General features: G+C 70.5%; 18 protein-coding genes. 10 read left to right on the forward strand and 8 right to left on the reverse strand.

Annotated features, from left to right (window positions below):
• Positions 1-32 precede the first annotated feature (32 nt).
• The 3 genes from SLV14N_RS38270 (at position 33) to SLV14N_RS38280 (ending at position 4102) form a co-directional block, all read left to right on the forward strand.
• The gene (locus SLV14N_RS38270; protein ID WP_208687441.1) at positions 33-821 is read left to right on the forward strand and encodes a DeoR/GlpR family DNA-binding transcription regulator; all 789 of its coding nucleotides are present in this window, start codon (positions 33-35) and stop codon (positions 819-821) included.
• Positions 822-1048: 227 nt separating this feature from the next.
• On the forward strand, positions 1049-1624 hold the full coding sequence (locus SLV14N_RS38275) for a hypothetical protein (RefSeq protein ID WP_263272944.1): 576 nt from the start codon (positions 1049-1051) through the stop codon (positions 1622-1624).
• A gap of 219 nt (positions 1625-1843) precedes the next feature.
• A complete protein-coding gene (locus SLV14N_RS38280; protein WP_263272945.1) occupies positions 1844-4102 on the forward strand; it encodes an AAA family ATPase in 2259 nt (752 codons plus the stop codon).
• A 151-nt stretch (positions 4103-4253) separates the two neighbouring features.
• Here the strand turns inward: SLV14N_RS38280 and SLV14N_RS38285 are convergent, their stop codons facing one another.
• The 6 genes from SLV14N_RS38285 to SLV14N_RS38310 form a co-directional block, all read right to left on the reverse strand.
• Positions 4254-4808 carry a GNAT family N-acetyltransferase gene (locus SLV14N_RS38285; protein WP_208687444.1) on the reverse strand — a complete coding sequence of 185 codons (555 nt, stop codon included), beginning with the start codon at positions 4806-4808 and terminating at the stop codon, positions 4254-4256.
• A gap of 205 nt (positions 4809-5013) precedes the next feature.
• A complete protein-coding gene (locus SLV14N_RS38290) occupies positions 5014-5895 on the reverse strand; it encodes a carbohydrate ABC transporter permease (protein ID WP_263272947.1) in 882 nt (293 codons plus the stop codon).
• Positions 5892-7295 carry an ABC transporter permease subunit gene (locus SLV14N_RS38295; protein WP_263272948.1) on the reverse strand — a complete coding sequence of 468 codons (1404 nt, stop codon included), beginning with the start codon at positions 7293-7295 and terminating at the stop codon, positions 5892-5894. The genes SLV14N_RS38290 and SLV14N_RS38295 overlap by 4 nt, the downstream gene beginning before the upstream one ends.
• 19 nt (positions 7296-7314) lie before the next feature.
• Complete coding sequence (locus tag SLV14N_RS38300) at positions 7315-8649, reverse strand: ABC transporter substrate-binding protein (RefSeq protein ID WP_263272949.1); 1335 nt, start codon at positions 8647-8649, stop codon at positions 7315-7317.
• Between the two features lie 80 nt (positions 8650-8729).
• Positions 8730-10481 (reverse strand): glycoside hydrolase family 13 protein, encoded by a 1752-nt coding sequence (locus tag SLV14N_RS38305; RefSeq protein ID WP_263272951.1) that lies wholly within the window; start codon positions 10479-10481, stop codon positions 8730-8732.
• A gap of 206 nt (positions 10482-10687) precedes the next feature.
• Complete coding sequence (locus SLV14N_RS38310; RefSeq protein WP_208687447.1) at positions 10688-11959, reverse strand: ABC transporter substrate-binding protein; 1272 nt, start codon at positions 11957-11959, stop codon at positions 10688-10690.
• Between the two features lie 196 nt (positions 11960-12155).
• On the opposite strand from SLV14N_RS38310, the gene SLV14N_RS38315 reads away from it, so the two are divergent.
• The 3 genes from SLV14N_RS38315 to SLV14N_RS38325 are packed head-to-tail and all read left to right on the forward strand — an operon-like array spanning position 12156 to position 15763.
• Positions 12156-12662 (forward strand): PadR family transcriptional regulator, encoded by a 507-nt coding sequence (locus SLV14N_RS38315; protein ID WP_208687448.1) that lies wholly within the window; start codon positions 12156-12158, stop codon positions 12660-12662.
• The gene (locus SLV14N_RS38320; protein ID WP_208687449.1) at positions 12659-13420 is read left to right on the forward strand and encodes an ABC transporter ATP-binding protein; all 762 of its coding nucleotides are present in this window, start codon (positions 12659-12661) and stop codon (positions 13418-13420) included. The genes SLV14N_RS38315 and SLV14N_RS38320 overlap by 4 nt, the downstream gene beginning before the upstream one ends.
• A gap of 3 nt (positions 13421-13423) precedes the next feature.
• A complete protein-coding gene (locus SLV14N_RS38325; protein WP_263272953.1) occupies positions 13424-15763 on the forward strand; it encodes an ABC transporter permease in 2340 nt (779 codons plus the stop codon).
• Between the two features lie 229 nt (positions 15764-15992).
• Here the strand turns inward: SLV14N_RS38325 and SLV14N_RS38330 are convergent, their stop codons facing one another.
• The gene (locus tag SLV14N_RS38330) at positions 15993-16628 is read right to left on the reverse strand and encodes a CAP domain-containing protein (RefSeq protein WP_208687451.1); all 636 of its coding nucleotides are present in this window, start codon (positions 16626-16628) and stop codon (positions 15993-15995) included.
• A 779-nt stretch (positions 16629-17407) separates the two neighbouring features.
• Here SLV14N_RS38330 and SLV14N_RS38335 point away from each other — a divergent pair.
• The 3 genes from SLV14N_RS38335 to SLV14N_RS38345 all read left to right on the forward strand — a co-directional run bounded on the left by SLV14N_RS38335 (position 17408) and on the right by SLV14N_RS38345 (position 19027).
• Complete coding sequence (locus tag SLV14N_RS38335; RefSeq protein WP_263272956.1) at positions 17408-17671, forward strand: hypothetical protein; 264 nt, start codon at positions 17408-17410, stop codon at positions 17669-17671.
• A gap of 255 nt (positions 17672-17926) precedes the next feature.
• Positions 17927-18130 (forward strand): DUF2180 family protein, encoded by a 204-nt coding sequence (locus SLV14N_RS38340; RefSeq protein ID WP_208687453.1) that lies wholly within the window; start codon positions 17927-17929, stop codon positions 18128-18130.
• Between the two features lie 174 nt (positions 18131-18304).
• Positions 18305-19027: an alpha/beta fold hydrolase gene (locus SLV14N_RS38345; RefSeq protein ID WP_263272958.1), complete on the forward strand. Its 723-nt coding sequence runs from the start codon at positions 18305-18307 to the stop codon at positions 19025-19027.
• Positions 19028-19238: 211 nt separating this feature from the next.
• Here the strand turns inward: SLV14N_RS38345 and SLV14N_RS38350 are convergent, their stop codons facing one another.
• Positions 19239-19844, reverse strand: a complete 606-nt coding sequence (locus SLV14N_RS38350; RefSeq protein ID WP_265875056.1) for a hypothetical protein — start codon at positions 19842-19844, stop codon at positions 19239-19241.
• Positions 19845-20185: 341 nt separating this feature from the next.
• On the opposite strand from SLV14N_RS38350, the gene SLV14N_RS38355 reads away from it, so the two are divergent.
• A complete protein-coding gene (locus tag SLV14N_RS38355) occupies positions 20186-21451 on the forward strand; it encodes an MFS transporter (RefSeq protein WP_263272960.1) in 1266 nt (421 codons plus the stop codon).
• The last annotated feature ends 27 nt before the right edge of the window (positions 21452-21478 follow it).

The following is a 21478-nucleotide window of genomic DNA, read 5'->3' on the forward strand; positions in this document are numbered from 1 at the left end:
CTGCCGCTGTCCGAACGGAAAGGGGCGGCCCGATGGCTTCCACGCGGTCGTCGCTGGCCGAGGTCGACCGGCGACGGCAGGACGTACTGACCCATGTCGTCGAGCACGGAGAAGTCCGCATCGACGATCTGGCCAGACACTTCGGGGTCAGCCTCGCGACCATGCACCGCGACCTGGACCAGCTCGCCGAACGCCGGCTGCTGCGCAAGGAACGCGGCCGGGCCGCACCCTTCCCGACCCTCACCATGGAGACCGCCACCCGCTTCCGCATCGGCGTGAACCACCCGGTGAAGGAGGCACTGTGCGCCGCGGTCGCCGACGAGATCCGGCCCGGCAGCACCGTTGTGCTGGACGACTCGACCACGGTCTTCCCGCTCGCGGACCGGATCGCCCGGACCGAAGCGGTCACCGTGGTCACCAACTCCCTCGGTGTGGCCCGGCTGTTCGACGAGACGCCGGACACCGACGTCACACTCCTGGGCGGTCGCTACCGCGCCGAGTTCGGTTCCTGTGTCGGTCCCGACGTACTGCGCGGTCTCGGCCGGATCCGCGCCGACCTCGCGGTGATGTCGGCGGTGTCCGTGCTCGGCGGCCGCCTCTTCCACCCGATCCGCGAGTACGCCGAGATCAAGGAGGCCATGCTGGAGTGCGCGCAGCGGTCACTTCTGCTGGTGGACCACAGCAAGTTCGGCAAGACCGCCACCCACGCCTACGGCGACATCGGCCACTACGACCGGGTCGTCACCGACCGCGGTACACCGGCCGAGGAACTGACCGCGCTGCGCCGCAAGGGCGTGACCGTCGACGTGGCCGAGGTCTGACGGCACCTCGACGGCTGACGGCCCTTCCGCGTCCGACGGCGCCTCGCCGCCGACGGCACATCCGTGGCAGCAACGCGTGCCGGCCGGAGGGTGCCCGGTGGCCGTCACTCCGTATTCACGACAACTTGGCCCCTTCGTCGGCCAAAAGCCGACCGGCGCACAACTCCGTCGCCTCCGCGCCCGTCCTACCGCATGCATCTGTACACAGGTTTCTCTGGAGGTAAGTCATGCGACGGTTGGGGACAGCGGCCGCGGCGTTCGTGCTGGCGGGCGTCGGGGTGGCGGGCACGGCCGGGGTGGCCGGCGCCGCGACCGGCCCGGTGGGTAAAGCCGCCCCGGCCACGACCTGTTCGACCGTCTGGGGCAGTGGCACCAAGTCGGCCACGGACGCGTACGGTGGGCCGCTGAAGAACATCAAGACCGGCCGGAACGCCTGTTACGACCGCATGGTGTTCGACATCAGCGGGGCGAAGGGCAAGGCCGGCTACCACGTCGGGTATGTCGACGCGTTCCACCAGGACGGCTCGGGCGAGAAGATACCGGTCAAGGGCGGCGCCATCCTGCAGGTCTTTGTGTCCGCGCCCAGCCACGACCCGGCGACCGGCAAGCAGACCTACGCCGCGACGGCCGGCAAGCCGCTGCCGAGGGTGAACCTCGCCGGATACCGCACGTTCAAGGACACCAAGTTCGGGGCGAGCTTCGAGGGGCAGACCCAGGTCGGTCTGGGTGTACGCGCCAAGCTGCCGTTCCGGGTGCAGCAGTCCGGTCACGAGCTGATCGTGGACGTCGCGCACACCTGGTGATCCGGCGCACGATCCAGGGCCGCCCGGTGTCGCTCCGCTGAACAGCATGAGCTGACACCGGGCGGCTCTCGTGTGGAGTTCCTGCCGGAGAAAAAGAAATACCCCGGACCGAGTTGACGGCCGGGGTATTTCTCTGGGTATATTGAGGGCTTCTGTGTCTTGAGAAATTCAAAGACACAAGCTCACCTATATACCGAACTTTATCCGAGCGGAGCTGAATTGTCAAACAAGGAATGGCAACACGAGCAGGAATTCATCGATCTGCTCTATGACCGGCTCACCGAGCTGCGGGACCTGGCCGAGACGGCGGTGCACGCCGCCGCCCTGCCGCCCGAAGGCAACCACGCCCAGATGCGGCTGGAGCGCAATGTGCTGGTGGCCGAACAGTCCGGCCTGCTGGCCGCCTTCAACGCCGGGGAAAACGGTCTGTGTTTCGGCCGGCTGGCATTCCGCGACGGCCGCGATCACCACATCGGCCGGATCGGCATCCGGCGCGACGACGCGGACCGCACGCCGCTCGTCATCGACTGGCGGGCCGAGGTCGCCCGCCCGTTCTACCTCGCCACCGGGCACACCCCGATGGGATTGCGCCGCAGGCGGCACATCACGACCGAGGGCAGACGCGTCACCGCCCTGCACGACGAGATCATGGACCTCGCCGACGCCGTGCGGACCGGACACGAGGGCACCGACGCGGACGCCGTATTGCTGGCCGCACTGGACGCGGCGCGCACCGGACGGATGCACGACATCGTGCAGACCATCCAGGCCGAGCAGGACGGCATCATCCGCGCCCCGCACCACGGCATCCTCGTCGTGGAGGGCGGTCCCGGCACCGGAAAGACCGTCGTCGCACTGCACCGCGCCGCCTTTCTGCTCTATGCGCACCGGGAACAGCTGGCCCGCCGTGCCGTACTGATCGTCGGGCCGAACCCGGCGTTCCTCAGCTATATCGCGGAGGTGCTTCCCTCGCTCGGCGAGACGGGTGTGCTGCTCGCCTCGCCCGGCGAACTCTTCCCGGGCGTGACCGCGACGGGGACCGACACCCCCGAAGCCGCCGAGGTCAAGGGCGGTGCGGCGATGGCCGACGCGCTCGCGGCCTTCGTCCGGGACCGGCAGGCCCTGCCCGACCCCGTGATCGTGATCGACCACGAGGACGGCGAACTGCGGCTGGACGCGGACATGGCGCGGGAGGCGCGGAGCCGGGCACGGGAGACCAGGCTGCCGCACAACCTCGCCCGACCCCACTTCGCCTTCCGCGTCATCGACGCGCTCACCGCGCAACTGGTCGACCGGATCGGCGCGGACCCCTTCGGCGGGCCGAATTTCCTCGGCCCGGACGACATCGCCCAGCTGGGCAAGGAGATCGCCACCAGCGCCGAAGTGCACCACACCATCGAGGAGTTGTGGCCCGAGCTCACCCCTGAACAGCTGATCGCCGACTTCCTTGCCGATCCCGTCCACCTCCCGGACGCCGAGGCGGACGCGATCCGTCGGGCGGACGGCGACTGGACCCCTGCGGACGTTCCGCTGCTGGACGAGGCGGCCGAACTCCTCGGCGAGGACACCTCGGCGGCCCGCGCCGCCGCCGAGGCGGAGCGCCAGGAACGGATCGACTACGCCCAGGGCGTGCTCGATCTCTCCTACGGCTCCCGCACCCAGGAGTTCGAGGAACGCGACGACGAGGACTCGGAGGTGCTGGCCGCGCACGACCTGGTGGACGCGGAACTGCTCGCCGACCGGCATGAAGAGGCCGACCACCGCAGCGCCGCCGAACGCGCCGCGGCCGACCGGACCTGGGCGTTCGGCCACATCATCGTGGACGAGGCACAAGAGCTGTCCGCCATGATGTGGCGGTTGCTGATGCGCCGTTGTCCCACCCGTTCGATGACGTTGGTCGGCGACCCGGCGCAGACCGCCGAGCCCGGCAGCTGCGGTTCATGGGAGGCGATCCTCGCGCCGTACGTGGACGACCGCTGGGACCTCGTCAGGCTCGGCGTCAACTACCGTACGCCGACCGAGATCATGGAGGTCGCGGCGCAGGTACCCCGGTCCGTGGATCCGTCCTTCACACCACCGCGTTCGATCCGCTCGACCGGTGTACGCCCCTGGGCGCACCGTACGGACGACCTCGCGCATGTGGTCGCCGAGGCGGTCGCAGAGGAGAGCCACCTGGACGGCCGGCTCGCGGTGATCGCCCCGTCCGCCCATCACGAGGCCCTGGCCGCCGTCCTCCCGGCCGTCTCCGCCGGACCCGCCCCGGATCTGACCAGTGCGGTGGTGCTGCTCGGCCCGCGGCAGGCCAAGGGCCTGGAATTCGACTCCGTGATCGTGGTGGAACCGGCGGAGCTCGGTGCGAGCGATCTGTACGTCGCGCTCACCCGGGCGACACAACGGCTGGGCGTGATCCACACCGGGCCACTGCCGGCCGGACTGGAGATGGAGCCGAGGCCGGACGCCGCCCCTGCGAGCCGGTGACCGCACCGTGCCGGGCGCCGCATCGTCCTGTGCGGCGCCCCGGCTCCGCGCCCATGCGGCCTCACCGCGGCCGGGGGAGCGGGCCCCTTCCCGCCGGCCCGGACCGGCTCCGGCGCCCCGCCGCTTCCCTGACGGCGCGGACCGGCCGGCTTCACCCTCGCTCGACGGCCCGCCACGCTCCGGCGGAGATCCGGTACAGCACACTCCGGCGCAGCGGGCCCTCGGGCACGTCGGGATCGTCGAAGTCGTCGGCGGGGTTGCGGGTCATGCCGAGGCGGCGCATCACCGCCTGTGAGCGGAGGTTGGTGGCCGTCGTCACCGCGAGGATCTCCGGCAGGCCGAGAGTGGTGAAGCCGAAGGACAGGGCGGCCTCGCCGGCCTCGGTGGCATAGCCGTGCCCCCAGGCCGGACGGGCCAGCCGCCAGCCGGCCTCCACTCCGGTGAACGGCATGTGCTCATCGACCGGGTCCAGACCGGTGAACCCGATGAACTCCCCGGTGGAGCGCACTTCGAGCGCCCACCATCCCCAGCCGCGGTGAGCGAGATCGGCCTGGAAGCTGGCGACGGATGCCGCGCTCTGCTCAGGCGTGAGCACCTCCGGGAAGTGCGCCCGGACCTCGGGATCGGCATTCATCGCGGCCCAGGAGCCGAGATCGGACTCCCGCCATTCGCGGAGCAGCAGGCGCTCGGTACGCAGTTCGGACATCGCGCCAACCTAGCCCGCGCACGCCCGGAGGACGACCGGATAACGCGGCGCCCTCGGGACGGGCACGGCCGGGACGGAGCCACCGGCTCGTCGTGCCCCCTCCGTCGAGGAACGGAGCAGCGCGCGGCACGATGCTGACGTGTGCCGCGCGCTGCCCTCCCCTCCCCGGGGAGGCCCGGTCCCCCCCCCCGGACCACCGGGCCGGCTATTTGACCGAACCGGCCATGATGCCCTGAACGAAGTGCCGTTGGAACGCGAAGAACACGATCAGCGGCACGATCAAGGACAGAAATGCCCCGGGCGCCAGTACCCCGATGTTGCTGCCGAACTGCCTCATCTGCGACTGCAGGGCCACCGTCAGTGGCTGCGACTGGTTGTCGGCGAAGAGAAGGGCGACCAGCATGTCGTTCCAGACCCACAGGAACTGGAAGATGGCCAGGCTGGCGATGGCGGGGCGGCCCAGCGGCAGCACCAGCTGGGAGAAGATCCGCCACTCCCCGCCGCCGTCCATCCGGGCGGCCTCCAGCATCTCCTTGGGGATCTCCGCGAAGTAATTGCGCAGCAGGAAGATGGCGAACGGCAGCCCGTAGGCGGTGTGGAAGAGCACCACGCCGGGAATCGAGCCGAACAGCCCGAGCGCACCGAACAACTTGGCCACCGGCAGCAGACCGATCTGGACCGGCACCACCAGCATGGCGACCACGACCAGGAAGACCCAGTCCCGGCCGGGGAAGTCCATCCAGGCGAAGGCGTATCCGGCCAGTGCGGCGATCACCACGACGGCCAGGGTGGTGGGCACCGAGATCAGCACCGTGTTCCAGAAGGCCTGGACGATGCCGGAATCCTTCAGCAGCGCCGTGTAGTTGTCGAGCGAGAGCTGGCCGGGCGTGGTGAGCGCGGTCCACCATCCGCTGCCCGCGTTCGCCTCCTCCGTACGCAGCGAGGAGAGGAAGAGCCCGGCGGCAGGGGTGAGCCAGACCAGACCGACGACGAGCAGGAACACCTGGATCACGCCGCGGCTGAGCCACTTCGCCGGCCGTGCACCGGCCCGCCGGCGGGACGCGGGAGTTCCGTTGACGGTGGTCATGACTGGCTCCTGCGGAAACGTCGGATGTTGAGGGCCATGGCCGGCACCACCAGGAGGAGCAGCAGGACACCCAGGGCGCTGCCGAGTCCCTGGTTGTTGCCGCCGCCGAAGGAGACCAGCCACATCTGCAGGGCCAGGACATTGGCGTCCTGCTGCACGGGTCCGGGGGCGATGATGTAGACGAGGTCGAAGACCTTCATCACATTGATCACCATCGTCACGAACACCACACCCAGGACCGGGCCGAGCAGGGGAACGGTGATCCTGCGGAAGACCTGCCACTCATTGGCGCCGTCCATCCGGGCGGCTTCCAGGACGTCCCGCGGCATCGAGGAGAGCCCGGCGCCGATGAGGACGAGTGCGAAGCCGGTCCAGATCCACATGTAGGCGCCGATGATGGCGGGGGTGATGAGAGCCGGACCGAGCCAGGAGATGCCCTCGTACGGCGGGGCGAAGTCCTTGGCGGGGAGCTGGACGGCGTAGGAACCCGGGGCCAGGTCGGCCAGGCGGTAGGAGCCGTCGGATGCGGTGGTGGCCGTGGCGACCACCTTGCCGTGGGAGTCGACCGCCTCGACCGAGAGCCTGGGCAGCCCGCGTTCGCCGCGGTCCACCGTGCCGGGCTTGCCGCCACCGCCCGGGGTGAAGTCGAGGTAGACCACACCGCGCAGTTCACCGTCGGCGGCGGGGGACTTGGCGGCCGGTGCGGCGGGCCGCGCCTGCGACGGCATGTCCTTGGGCGGGACACCGACCAGACCGAGGTTGACGGTGTTCCCGGGGCCGGTGCGCTGCGCCGTGCGGTAGGAACCGTCCTGGCCCTTGGTCAGCTGCTTGTCGCCGAGGCGCGCCTTGGCGGTCGGGAAGGAGGTGGACTTCCCCTGGACGCTGTCGTGGATGCCGACGGTGACCGCGTTGAGCACACCGCGCTGCGGATCCTGCTCGTAGGCGAGACGGAAGATGATGCCGGCGGCGAGGAAGGAGATCGCCATGGGCATGAACATCAGCAGCTTGAACGCCGTCTTCCAGCGGATCCTCTCCGTCAGGACGGCGAGGACCAGGCCGAGTCCGGTCAGCAGCGCGGGGGCGAAGACGACCCAGATCGCACTGTTGCGGATGGCCCGGAGCGTGGCGGGGTCCTGGAACATCGCGGTGTAGTTGTCGGCGCCGACGAAGGTGTCGCCCGAGGCGTCGTACAGACTGCGGATGACCGAGAACACGATGGGGTACGCGACGAGGGCGCCCAGCAGCAACAGCGCGGGGAACAGGAACACCGCGGCGATCCGCCGGCGGCGCCGGACCGCGCTCCGCACGGGGGCGCTCGCCCTGCCGGGCGTGTCGCCCGGGGGGAGGGACGCGGTGCCGCTCGACGTGGCGGGTGGCACCGCGGGAGTGGTGACAGGCATGGGATCGGGCCCTTGGTCCTTACTTTCCGTACGCCTTGGCCGCGGCGGCCTCGAGCTTGCGGGCCGTGGCCTCGGGGTCCGAGGGGTCGCGCAGGAAGTCCTGCAGCAGCTTCCATTCGCCGGCGCCCTGGGTGCCGCCGAAGGCCGCGGGGGCCTGGTCGGACATGTCGAAGCGCACGGAGTTCCCGGCCTCGGTCAGCGACTGGGCGGCCTTGCGGGTGACCTCGTCGTGGTAAGCGTCCGCGGGCACCTTCTTGTTGGGCGAGATATAGCCGCCGGCCTTGGCCCACGCCTCGGAGGCCTCGGGCGTGGCCAGGTACTTCACCAGCTCCATCGCGGCCTTCTTGTGCTTGCCGGCCTTGAGCACCACGGCGGCGTCACCGCCGCTGACCACCGGCGCCTTGCCGTTGTCGACCGCCGGGAAGGGGAAGAACTTGGCGTCCTTGCCGACCTTCTTGTGGAGCTCATCGGTGACCAGGGCGCTGACGAAGTCCCCCTCGTAGACCATGGCCGCCCCCGGCTCCGGGCCGAAGACCTGCTGGACGGACTCGGGGAAGTCGGTGCGCAGCGCGCCCGAACCGCCGCCGGCCACCAGGTTCTTGTCGCTGAAGAGCTTGCCCAGCGCGGTGAGCGCCTTGACCACGGTGGGGTCGGTCCACGGGATCTTGTGGGCGGCGAGCTTGTCGTAGTTCTCCTGCCCGGCCTGCGAGAGGTAGATGTTCTCGAACCAGTCCGTGAGCGGCCAGCCGGCCTCGCCCGCGACGGAGAACGCCGGCACACCGGAGTCGGAGAGCGTACGGCCCGACTTCAGCAGCTCCTGGTAGGTCTTCGCGGGCTTGACGCCGGCCTGCGCGAAGGCCTCCGGGCTGTACCAGACCGTCGACTTGTGCGAGGCCTTGAAGTACAGGCCGTAGTAGGTCTTGTCGACCGTGCCGTAGTCCTTCCACACCTGCGCGAAGTTCTTCTTCGCCTCGGCGCCGATCTCCGCCGAGAGGGGCGCCAGCCAGCCCTTCTTGGCGAACTGCTGAAGCACACCGACCTGCGGCACCATCACCACATCGGGGGCGTTGCCGCCCTCGACCTGGCTGCCGATCACCGTCGAGACGTTGTCGCCGGTGGAGGAGAAGGTGACCTTCGCGCCGGTCTTCTCGGAGAACGCGTCCAGGACCTTCTTGAAGTTCTGCTGTTCCACACCGGTCCAGACACCGGCCACGGTGACGCTCTCACCGCTCAGTTCCTGCTTGCCGCCCCCGGCGGAGACTCCGCCGCCGCAGGCGGTGGCGGAGAGCGCCAGGCCGAGCACGGCCGCACCGGACAGGGCGGCTCGGGTGTGTCGTACTGAGGGTCGTCTCATCATTGGGATTCCCTTCGGGAAGAACTGCGGAAGGAGTGCGGGAGGACTGCGGAGGTCGGGCTGTCGAGAGGGTCAGGGGTTTATGGGGCGTCCATCCACCAGGCGGCGGTGGAACCGGGGAGCGTTCCGGCGGGGCAGTCGCCGCTCGCCAGCAGGGGGACGCCCGGTACGGGGGCCGACACCGGCTCGGTGCCGAAGTTGACGGCGCAGACCAGGCCGTCGCCACGGACGAACGCCAGGACCTGGGGCGGGGAGTCCAGCCAGCGCAGCGTGCCTTCGCCGAGCTGCGGAAGACTGCGGCGCAGCGCCAGCCCCTCGCGGTACAGGTGCCAGAACGACCGGGTGTCGGCCAGCGCCCGGTCCGTCGCATGGTCGGCGAACCAGTCGGGCTGCGGCAGCCAGGGCCGTGCCGCGTCGGTACCGCTGGTGAAGCCGAACGGCGAGGCGTGCCCGGACCAGGGCAGCGGCACCCGGCAGCCGTCGCGGATGTGCTCCCGGCTGCCCGTGCGGTGGTAGATCGGGTCGGTGAGGACCTCGTCGGGCAGGTCGACGACCTCCGGCAGGCCCAGTTCCTCGCCCTGGTAGACGTACGCAGCGCCGGGCAGTGCCAGCATCAGCAGCGCGGCGGCACGGGCCCGCGCCGGGCCCAGACCTCCCGCGGACTCCGTCCGCCCGGCGCCCCCGGGGTCGGTCGCGTACCGGGTGACGGTCCGGACCTGGTCGTGGTTGTTGAGCACCCAGGTGACCGTGGAGCCGGTGCCCGCGATGTCGGTGAGCGCCTCGGAGATGACCTTGCGGAAGGTGCCGATGTCCCAGCGCGCGGTCAGCAGGTGGAAGAAGAACGCCTGGTGCAGCTCGTCGGGCCGGACGTATGCGGCCTGCTCGCTCGGCGTCCGTACGGAGACCTCACCGACCAGCAGCCGGTCGCGGCCGTCGCGGGCCGTGTACTCCTCGCACAGGGCACGCCAGTCGCGCCACACCTGGTGCACCTCGGGCTGGTTCCAGGCCAGCGGGTTGACCGAGTCGCGGGTCCGCTCGTCGGCCGACGGGTCGGGGGAGTCGGGCAGTTCGGGGTGCTTGAAAAGTCCGGCGGCCACGTCGATACGGAAGCCGTCGACCCCGCGGTCCAGCCAGAAGCGCAGCACACTGTCGAAGTCGGCGCCCACGGCGGGGTTGCGCCAGTTCAGGTCGGGCTGCTCGGGCGTGAACATGTGGAGGTACCACTGGCCCTCCTCGCCCGACGCCTCCTTGACCCGGGACCAGGCGGGGCCGCCGAACATGGCCCGCCAGTTGTTGGGCGGCAGCTCACCGTTCTCCCCGCGCCCGTCGGCGAAGTGGAAGAGCGACCGTGCCGGGCTCCCCGGTCCGTCGGCCAGGGCGGCGCGGAACCACGGGTGCTCGCTGGAGCAGTGGTTGGGGACGATGTCCAGGAGCACCTTCAGACCCAGCCGGTGGGCGTCGGCCACCAGGAGGTCGAATTCGGCGAGATCGCCGTATACGGGGTCGACATCGCGGTAGTCGGCGACGTCGTAGCCGTGGTCGTGCTGGGGGGAGGGGTAGAAGGGGCTGAGCCAGATGCCGTCCACCCCGAGCTTCTTGAGGTAGGGCAACCCCGTCCGCACACCGGCCAGATCACCGATGCCGTCGCCGGTGCTGTCGAGGAAGCTGCGGACGTAGACCTGGTAGATCACCGCGTCGCGCCACCAGTGCTGCGCCGTGTTCCGGGACGTGGACCCGGTGGCCGGCGAGAGTGCGGCGGAGGCCGGACCGGGGAGGGAGGGGGAGGGCGTGGAGTCGGCCGAGGAGCCGTTCCCTGCCGTGGCTATGAGCATCTGCCGTGATCCCGTTCTTGCATGGGGCATGCCGTGCGGCTGCGATCGCTGTTATGCATGCATGTTAAGTAGGCATGTCTTTTCGGTGTCAACGAAATGGTCAAAATTCGCTGCGAGATGCCCGAATTTGCGGGGAATTATCCAGCTAGCCTGTACCTAACAAGTAAGTAGAGAAGTTGCTGGAGAGAGGCGAAGAGGCTCCGACGTCAGCCGCGGCCGACGATGGCCGTCAGCTCGCGCGTCAGACGTGCGACGGTGGCATCCGTGCTCCGACGGTGGATCAGCGCGTCATGCAGGACCGCCTGCACCGCCAGGCTCACCTGGTCGTAGTGCGGGCTCTTGATGCGCGGCTTGGCCGCCAGCACGCCCCGCTTGAGCGTCGGGAGGTACGGGAAGCGCCGCACCAGCTCCGGGTCCGTGTACAGATCGGCCCAGACCGGTGGCAGCGCACCCTTGGTGAGCACCCGGCGCTGGACCGACTCGGTCGTCAGATAGGAGATCAGCTCGGTCGCCGTCTTCTGGTGCCGCGACTGTGCGTTGACCGCCAGGTTGGAGCCGCCCAGCGCGCTGGAGCCCGGCCCGTCGGGACCCGGCAGCGGCACCGCACCGAACTTGCCCGCCACCCCGGAGGGCTGGGCATTGGCCAGCGCATAGGCGTACGGCCAGTTCCGCAGGAACAGCAGCCGGCCGTCCTGGAACGCCTTACGGGACTCTTCTTCCTTGTACGCCAGGGCCCGTCGAGGGATCCAGCCCTCACGCACCCCGTCGAGCAGAAAGGACAGCCCGCGACGGGCCGCGGGGGAGTCCACCGTCACCCGCGAGCCCTCGCCCGCGAGCACCGTGCCGCCGGCCGACTGGACCGCCTCGACGACATTGGCGGTCAGCCCCTCGTACGGCAGGAACTGGCCCGCGTAACCGTCCAGCCCGTACTTGGGCGCGACCGTCTTCGCCAGGTGCCTCAACTCGGCCCAGGTGCGCGGCGGCCGCGCACCCTCCCGGTCGAGCACGTCCTTGCGGTAGTAGAGCAGCCCCGCATTGGTCACATAGGGGACGGCGTAGAGCTGCCCACGGAAGGTGGCGGTGTCCACCACGGGAGGCAGGAAGCGCTTCAGCGGGAACTGCGCACCGTTCACGGGCTTGATCCAGCCCGCGGCCGCGAACTCCGACGTCCACGCCACATCGATGTTCAGCACATCGAAGCGGTCGCTGCGGGAGCGCAGCTCGGTGACCATCTGCGCCCGCACCTCGTCGGCCGCGTCCGGCAGCTCGACCAGGGTCACCTTCTCGCGCGGATGCCGGTCGTTCCAGCCGTCGAGGACGCCCCGCAGATAGCCCGTGAGGTCTCCGCCCGTCACCAGAGTGATCGGGCCCCGCCCGTCCGAGCCGCCCGCCGGCTCCCCGGCCTGCGCGCCCGCATTGCCCGCGAACAGCAGAGCGCAGACCAGCAGAGCCCTGCCGGCGGCACGCTTCCACCGCATGGGCTCCTCCTTGAACCAGGCGTCGACGGGACACTGGACCGACAGCCCGCCCCATGTATACCTGTTAGCCATGCGGGATACTAGATGCTGCAGGAAGATGCGAAAGCGACCCGGCTCACAGCCGTATGGGGTCAGATGACCGGCAACTAGGGCTGATCCGAGAGACACACCCCGGGCGGGGAGGGAGAGGGAGAGCGTGCGGCTGCCACTCCTGGCGCTGTTGGTCAGCGGACCCGCACACGGCTATGAACTCAAGCAAGCCCTTGAGAACCTCCTGGGCGCCGCATACCCTCAGCCAAATGTCGGCCAGATCTACGTCACCCTGGGCAGGCTGGAGAAGGCGCGCCTGATCGAGGGAGAGGACGTCGAGCAGTCGGACCGCCCGAACAAGCGCATCTACCGGATCACCGCCGCGGGGCGCGAGACGGTGGACGCGTGGTTCGAGGAGTCCACCGCCGAACCACGGGTCCGGGACGAATTCTTCATGAAGCTCGCCCTGGCCCCCCACACCGGGACCGCAGACCAGATCGCCCTGATCAACAAGCAGCGCCGCCTCTACCTCAACACCATGCGTGACCTGTCGAAACTCTCGGCGGGTGAGGACCGGGAGAACCGGGTGGCACAGCTGCTGATCGAGGGCGCGATGCTGCATCTGCAGGCGGATCTGGACTGGCTGGAGCGCTGTCAAGAGGAGTTGGAATGAACCGGGACGAGCCGTCCGGCCCGATAGTCCGGGCAGCGGGCCTGGTGAAGACCCACCGGCCGGAAGGCGCTGCCCCGGTCCACGCGGTGCGGGGCGTCGACCTCAGCATCGAACGCGGGGAGTTCGTCGCCCTCACCGGCCCCTCGGGAGCCGGCAAATCCACCTTGCTGCATCTCCTCGGCGGTCTGGACCGGCCCGACAGCGGTTCGATCTGGCTCGACGGCCGCCAGGTCGACGCCTACAGCGAGGCACGCTGGGCGGTGCTGCGCCGCAACCACATCGGGATCGTCTTCCAGTTCTTCAACCTCGTCTCCAACCTCTCCGTCGCCGACAACGTCGAACTCCCCGCACTGCTGGCCGGCCGGTCCCCCCGGCAGGCCCGCACCGACCGGGCCGAGCTGCTCGACGAGCTGGGGCTGACCGGCAAGGAGAACAGCACACCGGGGGAGCTGTCCGGCGGTGAACAGCAGCGCGTCGCCCTGGCCCGCGCCCTGGTCAATACCCCCAGCCTGCTGCTCGCCGACGAACCCGCCGGAAGCCTGGACAGCAAGGGCACCCGGGAGGTGCTGCGGCTGCTCGCCCGCTTCCACCAGCGCGGCCAGACGATCTTGCTGGTCACCCATGACGCCAGGATGGCCAGTGCCGCGGACCGGGTGATCAGCTTCTTCGACGGCCAGGTCGTCGACGACGCCCACCTCGGCGACGGCCCGAAGCGCCCCGCGGCCGGTGTGGCCGACGTACTCAAGCTCAAGGGCTGAGCGGTGCGAGCAGCGGCGCGCTGGACCCAGGCGCATCTGACGGCACACCGCCCGGCGGCGGTGCTCACCGCGCTGGCCACGGCCGGGATCACCATCTCGCTGCTGCTGGCCACCGCTCTGTTCGCCTATGCGACCGACCCCTGGCAACGGGCCTTCACCCAGTCCTCCGGCGCTCACGTATGGATCCACACCCAAGGCGGCGCCGCCGCCGGATCGCTCGCCGGCCTGGACGAGGTACGGGCCACCTCCGGGCCTTTCCGTACGGTCCGCACCACCGCGAGTCTGCAGCCCGGCGACGCCAAGGCGACCCTGGAACTGCGCGGTGCGGCGAAGCGCCCCGCCACCGCCGCACCCCAGATCGTCGCGGGCCGCTGGCTGGAGGCGGGCGCCGATGCGGGCACCACCAAGGGCATCGTCCTGGACAGTTCGGTGGCCCGCGCGATGTGGGCCAAACCGGGCGACACCCTCGTGCTGAGCGGCTTCCCGTCACCGCTGCGCGTGGTGGGCGTCGCGGACACCGCCGAGGTCACCTTCCGCGCGGGCGAGACCCCGGGGGTGGCCTGGGTGCTCCCCGAGACCCTCGACACCTCCGACGCGGGCCGCGACCAGCGCGGACGCACCATCGGCCTCCAGCTCGGCGACCCCGCGGACACCGACTACGTCGTCCAGCGGGCGGTCACCCAGCTCGGCGCCGACCAGATCACCGACGTCTCCACCTGGCGGCAGGCCAAGGCCGAAGCCGAAGGCGACAACCAGCTCCTGGGGCGGCTGCTCGGCCTGTTCGGACTCGGCGCACTGCTCGCCGCGGCCCTGGCGGTGGGCGGCGCCATCAGCACCAGGATCCGCGGACATCTGCGGGACATCTCCATCCTCAAGGCCATCGGGTTCACCCCCGGCCAGGTGGTCCGCATGTTCGTCGCCCTCCACCTGGGCCTCGCGCTGCTGGGCGTCGCCCTCGGGGCACTGCTGACCCAGGTGGCCGGCACTCTGGTCCCCGGGCGGATCGGGGAGGCGATCGCCCTGTGGCGGCAGCTTCCCGGGCACGCCTGGCTGACCTTGGTGATCTCCGGCGGTGTGGTGGCCTTCATCGGCTCGGCGACCTGCCTGGCGGCGTGGCGGGCCGGGCGGGTGCCCCCGGTGCCCGTCGCCCGCGCCGCCACCGCCACCGGCGGCCGGGCCTCCGCTCTGACCCGCCGGGCGCTCGGCCTCCGGGTCCCCCCGGCACTGGTGCTCGGCTGGCGGGGCGCCTTCCACCGTCCGCTGCGCTCCTCGGCAGCCGTGGCGCGGCTGGCCGTCCCGCTGCTGCTGATCACCATCGCCCTGGGCGCCTGGACCACCCTGGATCGCTTCACCTCGCACCCCGAGAACGTCGGCCTGTCCGCGGCCCTCACCGCGCGCTCCGACACCCTCGGTGACCGGGAGCTACGCCAACTCCTCGCCTCCCAGCGGCAGCTGACCGCCTACCCGGGCGCTGAGGTCCAGGCGCTCGTACCGGGTCAGACCGGGACAATTACCCTTCGTGGGCTCGGCACCGACGCCCGGCCCCACCCCGGCGCCGTAGTGGAAGGGCGCGCCGCCCACGGCCCCGACGAAGCGGTCGCCGGGCAGGGCCTGCTCGACCTCCTGGACGCGCGGGTCGGCGACTGGGTCCGGATGACCGTCGCCGGACGCCCGCACGTCCTCCACATCGTCGGCCGCAGCATCGAGACCACCGACGGCGGACGGGTCGTCTCCACCACCCTGGACACCCTGCGTGAAGGCGACACCGACAGCGGGGCGCCCCAGGCGTCGCACCCACCGCGCCCGGATTTCTACCAGTTGGTCCTGCACGACGGCGCCGACCCGGATTCCGTGCGCGACGCCCTGTACAAGGCGTCCGCCGGCCGTCTGGAAGTGCGCGAGATCCCCAACCCCGCCGACCAGCTGTCCGCGGTCCGTGCCGTCAGCGTCGGACTGATTGCGGTGCTGATCCTCATCGGGCTCGTGGAACTCGCGACGACCGTCGGCGCCGGTGTCCGTGACCGCGGCCGCGATCTGCTCGCCCTCCGGGCCGTCGGCCTGACGCCGCGTCAGATCACTGCCGTCATCGTCTCGGCCACCGCCTTCATCACCCTGGCCGCCGCGCTGGCCGGCACGGCTCTGGGCGTCCTCGCCTCCCAGTGGCTGATCAACCTCCAGGGCCGCACCAGCGGCTGGGGGACCGGTATCGCCCAGCGCCCCGACCTCGGCATTCTCCTGCTGGTCATCGCCATCGCCGTCACCATCGCCGCGACGGCCTCGGTCCTCCCCGCCGCCCGCGCGGCACGGCGCCGGCTCGCGGACTCGGCCACCGATCTGCTCTAGGCGGTACGCGCCGGGGCGTTGCCCGTGGTGTGGGTCGGCCTGTCCCGGCGCCCGGGCCGCAGTGCCGTCCTCGGCCGGGCAGCACAAGGTCCCCGACCGGAACCCGGTCGGGGACCTCATGTGTCCTTCGGTGTGCGGCGGGGGGAGGCTGGCTCCCTTCCGCGCCCTGCCGGCCGCCACCCTGACGCGGTCAGCTCATTGCTCAGGGTGCCGCCCGTGGCCGATGCCGTTATCGCGCCGTTCCGAAGTCCTGCGTCCAGTAGTCGTCGGGCTGTGCGTGGCCGACGCCGATCTCCTTGAAGGAGCAGTCGAGGATATTGCGCTTGTGACCGGGGCTGGTCATCCAGCCCTCCATCACGCTTTCGGGCGTGGAGTAGCCGTAGGCGACGTTCTCGCCGTAGGAGCTCCAGTCGTAACCGGCCCGGGTGATCCGGTCCTCCGGCGACGATCCATCGGAACCCGTATGCGACATATTCCGATGGTCCGCCATGTCCTTGCTGTGGTCCTGGGCGGCCTTTGTCAGTTTTGCGTTCACGGTCAGCGGTGAGCAGCCGGCCTTGCGGCGCTCATCGTTGACGAGTTCGACTACGCGGGCCGTGGCGCCGGATGCCGTGGCGGTGGCTTTCGCGGCACTCGGGGACGCGGCGGGTGCCGGGGAAGTCTTCGCCGCCGGCTTTGCGTCCTTCTCGCCCTTCGACCACCGGTGATCGGCGGACGCATTCTTCCACTGGCCGTGATGCCGGCCGCCCGCATTCTCCTGCCCGTCCAGACAGGCCATGGCAACAGAGGGCACGCCCACGGCACCTATGGCGACAGCAGCGATGGTTATCTGCCGATAGTGCCGCTTCTTGCGATGTTTACTCATGCGTGACCTCACTCGGTAATTGCGGAGCGTCCCCGGCACGGCTGGCTCTGTGCAATCCCCGCGCCTGAGCTGCGAAGACGCCTTGCGGTTCGTCATTCTTGGGGCCGCCGGACGGCAAGGCAACGCTCCTCGGTACTACTGCGCTTAGTAGTACCCGCGACCCTTGCAATGGAGATACGAGCGTGCTGGTCCGGATTTCGTCGCTTTCGAGAATTGCTGTTGCCTCGTCAGATGCACTTATGCGCTCAAGGCGTGGGCAAAAGAATCAAGCGGGCCGAATGGCGGCCGGCTCGGCGCGAGAAATTCCCGACTCAAGACGGACAAGTCCCCTATGTCGCCAGGCTGCTCTCTACTATCCGGCTTAGTTGATGCCGGGCGCCGATATGACGGATGTCACGATGCCGTGGAATCGGTGACTGTGGGCACCGCGGCGGAGCCGTGCGGTGCTTGCCGGCGTCGATCCGGGCGCCCGAAGATCGCGAATGACCGACTTCTCAGTCCCCGGCAATTCCTTTGCGAGCGGCCGTGGCCCGGCCGGAGATGCAGTCGGCCACCGTCAGCTCTCGGGCGCGGCGGCTCGTCCGGGGGCGGCTCGTAGCGGGAGGAGGCCACGGTGGGGCACGGCCGGCCTCCCACGGTCCTGTACCCGTCGTACCCGTCGTACCCCTCGTGCCCGTCGTGGTGAGGCGTCGAGACGCAGGCGGGTGGTCTGTGTCTCAGTCTGCGTCGAGCATGGCGCTGCGGTACCCGGGTACCGGGCCAGGACACTCAACGTACGCATGGAGGAGGCACGTCAACTGATGACCCGTTATGACGCGGACGGCGAGGACCGCACCCCGCTGCCCCATGACCTGCCGAGCCACCAGGCTGATGCCGAGAGCCGGGTCCCCGACCCCTGGGACCCCGAGCTGTCGGAGAGCGAAAGCGACGGGCCCGACGAGACGGTTCCCGACACCGACCAGGCCGGCACCGGGCGGACCGGCGGTCAAAAGGCCGCGGGCTTCCGCACCGACCAGCCCGTTCCGCATGAGCCGGTCGACTGACCCTGCCAGATTGCCTGACCGGCCGGGGCGATCGGCCGGAGACGAGGGAAATCGGCCGGAGACGAGGGAAGGGGCGCGGGTCCGTCCGCGGCGGTCGGACGGGGCCGTCCCCCGCCCGCGGAGAGGAGGTGTCTTCCTTGGGGCGGCCAGGTGAGCCCCGCCCCGACCCGGCATGTGCTGCCGCCTTCCGTCAGGCGCTGCGACGTACATTGCCGTGGGGGCCCGCCGGCCCACCTCACGAGATCGGAATGTGCCATGAACTGCTACGACTGCGCGCCGGGCCACGGAACCACCGCCGCGGTGGCGATCTGCCGGAACTGCGGCGCCGCGCTGTGTCACCAGCATGCCCGGTCCGCCCCGCACACCGTGGCCCGCGTACAGGGGGTGGGCCAGAGCACCCTGCCGGAGATGGCGCGCCGCATCATGTGCACGATCTGCCGAGGCGCCCATCAGGCGTGAGCCGTGCCGCAGAAGGCGCCGCCGAATTCCGTTCTCGACAGGTATGGCGTCTTCGGTATTCCGTTCTCGGTGGCGGAGAGTTCTTGGTGCAACTGGACCTGACAGTGGTGCGCGCCACCGGCCCCGGGCGCACGCACCCAGGCTGGGCCGGTGGCCGGCAGGAGGCGGCGTTTCATGACGACCTTTGTGTTGATTCCCGGTGCCGCGTGCGGCTCCTGGCACTGGCATCTGCTGGAGGCGGAGCTGCGGGCCCGGGGGCGGGCGGTGGTGAGCGTGGATCTGCCGTGTGAGGACGACGCGGCGGGTCTGGAGGAGTATCCGGACGCGGTCGTCGCCGCCGTGGAGGGGCGTGACCGGCTGATGCTCGTGGCGCACTCGTTCGCCGGGTTCACGGCGCCGTTGGTCTGTGCGCGGGTGCCGGTGGAAATGCTGGTGCTGGTGGCGGCGATGGTGCCGTTGCCGGGGGAGGCGCCGGACGAGTGGTGGGCGGCGACGGGACACCCGGACGCACAGGTCAGACGGGCCGGGCGGGCGGCTCAGCGGGCGGGCGACGGCACGGGTGCGGAGGGTGTGCCGGAGGCCGCTGGGTCGGCCGCGGACCCGTTCTTCCAGGATCTGCCGCCGGAGCTGGCCGCGGAGGCGGCGGTCCGGTGGCGGCGGCAGTCCGAGACCCCGGCCGCGCGGCCATGGCCGATGCGGACCTGGCCCGATGTGGCGACCCGGTTCCTGCTGTGCCGTCAGGACCGTCTCTTCCCGGCACCGTTCCTGCGTGCGGTGGCGGCGGAGCGCCTGGGGTTGGTGCCGGATGAGATGGCGGGCGGGCACTTCCCGATGCTGTCCCGTCCGGCCGAGCTGGCGGACCGGCTGGAGCGCTACAGCACAACGACGGCAGGGTGACCGCCGGCTCGGCTCGTCGGCCGTATGCACCGGGCGAAGTCGGCGGTCGGTAGCTGTGGCCGGTGGTCGGGGAGGCGGCCGAGGCGGGAGCGGAGGGCATCGCCATAAGGGACGCCCTCCGTCCAGGTGCAGCCAGGTCGCGCCACACCACGTCAGGCCTCATGCCTCTTCGTCGCGTCCCGGGCCGGGCCCGATCGGCGGGCTGACGGCCTCAACGCCCCTTGGGGAGTGCGGTGTTCCCGTAGGGCAGGTGGGAGAGGGCGGCGATCAGCCGCACCGGCAGGTACGGGGGCCACCCGGGTCGGGTCACCTGGTAGGCGAGGTATCCGAGGGAGCCGCCCACCTGTGCCTCCTCCGCCGTCTCCGCCTGGTAGACCACCCGGCAGGGGCCCGCGGCCTTCTTGGCGCGCTTCCAGAGGGCGGGGGCGGGCTTCCGCTCCGCCTCGGTCCGCGGGGTGAAGATCCGGTCGCCGAAGTCCGACCAGGCGAACGGGCTGGTGCCCGCCCAGTCCTTGTCGATCACCTTCTTCAGCTCCGCCGCACGCTCCGCGTCGGTGGAGCCCCAGGAGGGCGGCACGTTGGTGATCAGGCCGACGGGAATATGGCGGGCGCGCAGCGCACGCAGATACGCGGCAGCACCCGGCAGGTACCGCACGCTCTTGTCCTCGGCCGTGTGCACCAAGGTCTCACCGAGATCGAAGTACACGACGACACACCGGCCCGCACGGCCCTCGTCCCCGGCGGCGCGCGGTGCGGCCTCGGCGGCGCCGGCGCCGGGCACGGCTAACGCCGCCATACCGCTGAGCGCGAGCAGCATGCGCCAGGTGACTCCGCGGGCAGAGGTCTCTTTCGCAGCTGTCCTCTTCACGGCTGTGTTCTTCGAGGCCGTGTGCTTCAAGGCTGTGTTCTTCGCGGATGTCTGCTTCATGGGGGAAGTCCTTCGCGTAGGGGGGCAGTCGATCGTATCCGCGCCATGTGCACGTCACTACTGGCTTGGCCGACCCGGCCTGAATCGGAGGCATTGGCCGCCGGGAGGCCGAATTGGCCCACTCCCGCGGGCCGCAAGTGGATCTGTCCACCGGACCGCCGGCTGTCTAGCGTCATTGCGTCAACGCATCGTGTGAGACCGGCCGTCCGGTCGTCGTACCCGGGAGTCCTGTGTCCCTACGGATCCTGCCGCCGGCCGGCGCACCACGCGTCCTCGCCGCGGCACAGCTGAGCAACTCGGTCGGCGACGGCGCCTTTTACGTCTGCTCGGCGCTCTACTTCACCCGGGTCATCGGACTTTCACCCACCCAGATCGGCCTGGGGCTGACCGTGGCGTGGGCCGTCGGTTCGGTCGCGGGAGTGCCGCTGGGCGCGCTCGCCGACCGCCGGGGGCCGCGCGGCACCGCGGTGCTGCTCGCCCTGGTCACCAGTATCGCCGTCGCCTCGTTCCTGTTCATCCGCTCCTTCGTGCCGTTCCTCGTCGTCGTGTGCCTGTACGCCACCGCGCAGTGCGGACTGGCCGCGGCCCGCCAGGCGCTGCTCGCCGGGCTCGTGGACCGCTCGGCCCGCACCGGCGTACTGGCCCACCTCCAGTCGACACTCAACGCCGGGCTGGCCATCGGCGCGGCCCTCGGGGGACTGGCCCTCCAGTACGACACCCAAGAGGCCTACCTCGCGGTCTTCGCCCTGGACGCGGTGGGCTTCCTGAGCTGTACGGCGGTGCTGCTCCTGCTGCCCGCGGTGGCCCCGGTCCCGGTCTGTACGGGCGGTGAGCCGCGGTTCGCGGTGCTGCGGGACCGCCCGTACGCCGTGCTGACCTTCCTCAACGCGGTCCTGCTGCTGCGGATGCCGCTGCTCAGCCTCGCCATCCCGCTGTGGATCGTGGCGCGTACGGACGCGCCCAGCTGGCTGGTCTCGGCGCTGTTCGTCCTCAACACCCTTGGTGTCATGGCCTTCCAGGTCCGCACGGCCCGGATGGTGACGGGACTGCGCAGCGCCTCGCGGGCGGTGTGGCACTCCTGCCTGATCATGCTGGCCTCGTGCCTGGTCTTCGCCTTGTCGGCCGCGGATATGGGGCCGTGGGCCGCCGGGGCGGTGCTCGTCGTGGGCGCGGTGCTCCAGCTCGTCGGCGAGATGCTGCAGTCGGCCGGATCCTGGCAGATCAGCTTCGACCTGGCGCCGGACCGTCAAGTCGGTCAGTACCAGGGCTTCTTCGGTACGGGCGTCCCGTTGGCGCGCACGCTCGGCCCCCTGCTGCTCACCTCGCTGCTCGTCACCTGGGGAGTGCCGGGCTGGCTCGTGCTGGGAGCGCTGTTCCTGGTGACCGGGCTCGGGATGGGTGCGGTGGTGCGCTGGGCGGAACGCGACCGGGCCCGGTGGCTCGGTCCGTCGGCAGGCGGGGCGGAGGCGGCGCCGGTGACCGCTCAGGCGTCCTGAGCGGGGACCGCCACCGTCACCGCCACC

It is taken from the genome of Streptomyces sp. Je 1-4 4N24 (assembly GCF_026239515.1).
GTDB classification, from domain to species: Bacteria; Actinomycetota; Actinomycetes; order Streptomycetales; family Streptomycetaceae; genus Streptomyces; species Streptomyces nigrescens.

Coding starts and splice junctions, on each gene's coding strand:
- SLV14N_RS38270 (WP_208687441.1), top strand. CDS start 33: ATGGCTTCCACGCGGTCGTCGCTGGCCGAGGTCGACCGGCGACGGCAG.
- SLV14N_RS38275 (WP_263272944.1), top strand. CDS start 1,049: ATGCGACGGTTGGGGACAGCGGCCGCGGCGTTCGTGCTGGCGGGCGTC.
- SLV14N_RS38285 (WP_208687444.1), bottom strand. CDS start 4,808: ATGTCCGAACTGCGTACCGAGCGCCTGCTGCTCCGCGAATGGCGGGAG.
- SLV14N_RS38290 (WP_263272947.1), bottom strand. CDS start 5,895: ATGACCACCGTCAACGGAACTCCCGCGTCCCGCCGGCGGGCCGGTGCA.
- SLV14N_RS38295 (WP_263272948.1), bottom strand. CDS start 7,295: ATGCCTGTCACCACTCCCGCGGTGCCACCCGCCACGTCGAGCGGCACC.
- SLV14N_RS38300 (WP_263272949.1), bottom strand. CDS start 8,649: ATGAGACGACCCTCAGTACGACACACCCGAGCCGCCCTGTCCGGTGCG.
- SLV14N_RS38305 (WP_263272951.1), bottom strand. CDS start 10,481: ATGCTCATAGCCACGGCAGGGAACGGCTCCTCGGCCGACTCCACGCCC.
- SLV14N_RS38310 (WP_208687447.1), bottom strand. CDS start 11,959: ATGCGGTGGAAGCGTGCCGCCGGCAGGGCTCTGCTGGTCTGCGCTCTG.
- SLV14N_RS38320 (WP_208687449.1), top strand. CDS start 12,659: ATGAACCGGGACGAGCCGTCCGGCCCGATAGTCCGGGCAGCGGGCCTG.
- SLV14N_RS38330 (WP_208687451.1), bottom strand. CDS start 16,628: ATGAGTAAACATCGCAAGAAGCGGCACTATCGGCAGATAACCATCGCT.
- SLV14N_RS38335 (WP_263272956.1), top strand. CDS start 17,408: ATGGAGGAGGCACGTCAACTGATGACCCGTTATGACGCGGACGGCGAG.
- SLV14N_RS38340 (WP_208687453.1), top strand. CDS start 17,927: ATGAACTGCTACGACTGCGCGCCGGGCCACGGAACCACCGCCGCGGTG.
- SLV14N_RS38345 (WP_263272958.1), top strand. CDS start 18,305: ATGACGACCTTTGTGTTGATTCCCGGTGCCGCGTGCGGCTCCTGGCAC.
- SLV14N_RS38350 (WP_265875056.1), bottom strand. CDS start 19,844: ATGCTGCTCGCGCTCAGCGGTATGGCGGCGTTAGCCGTGCCCGGCGCC.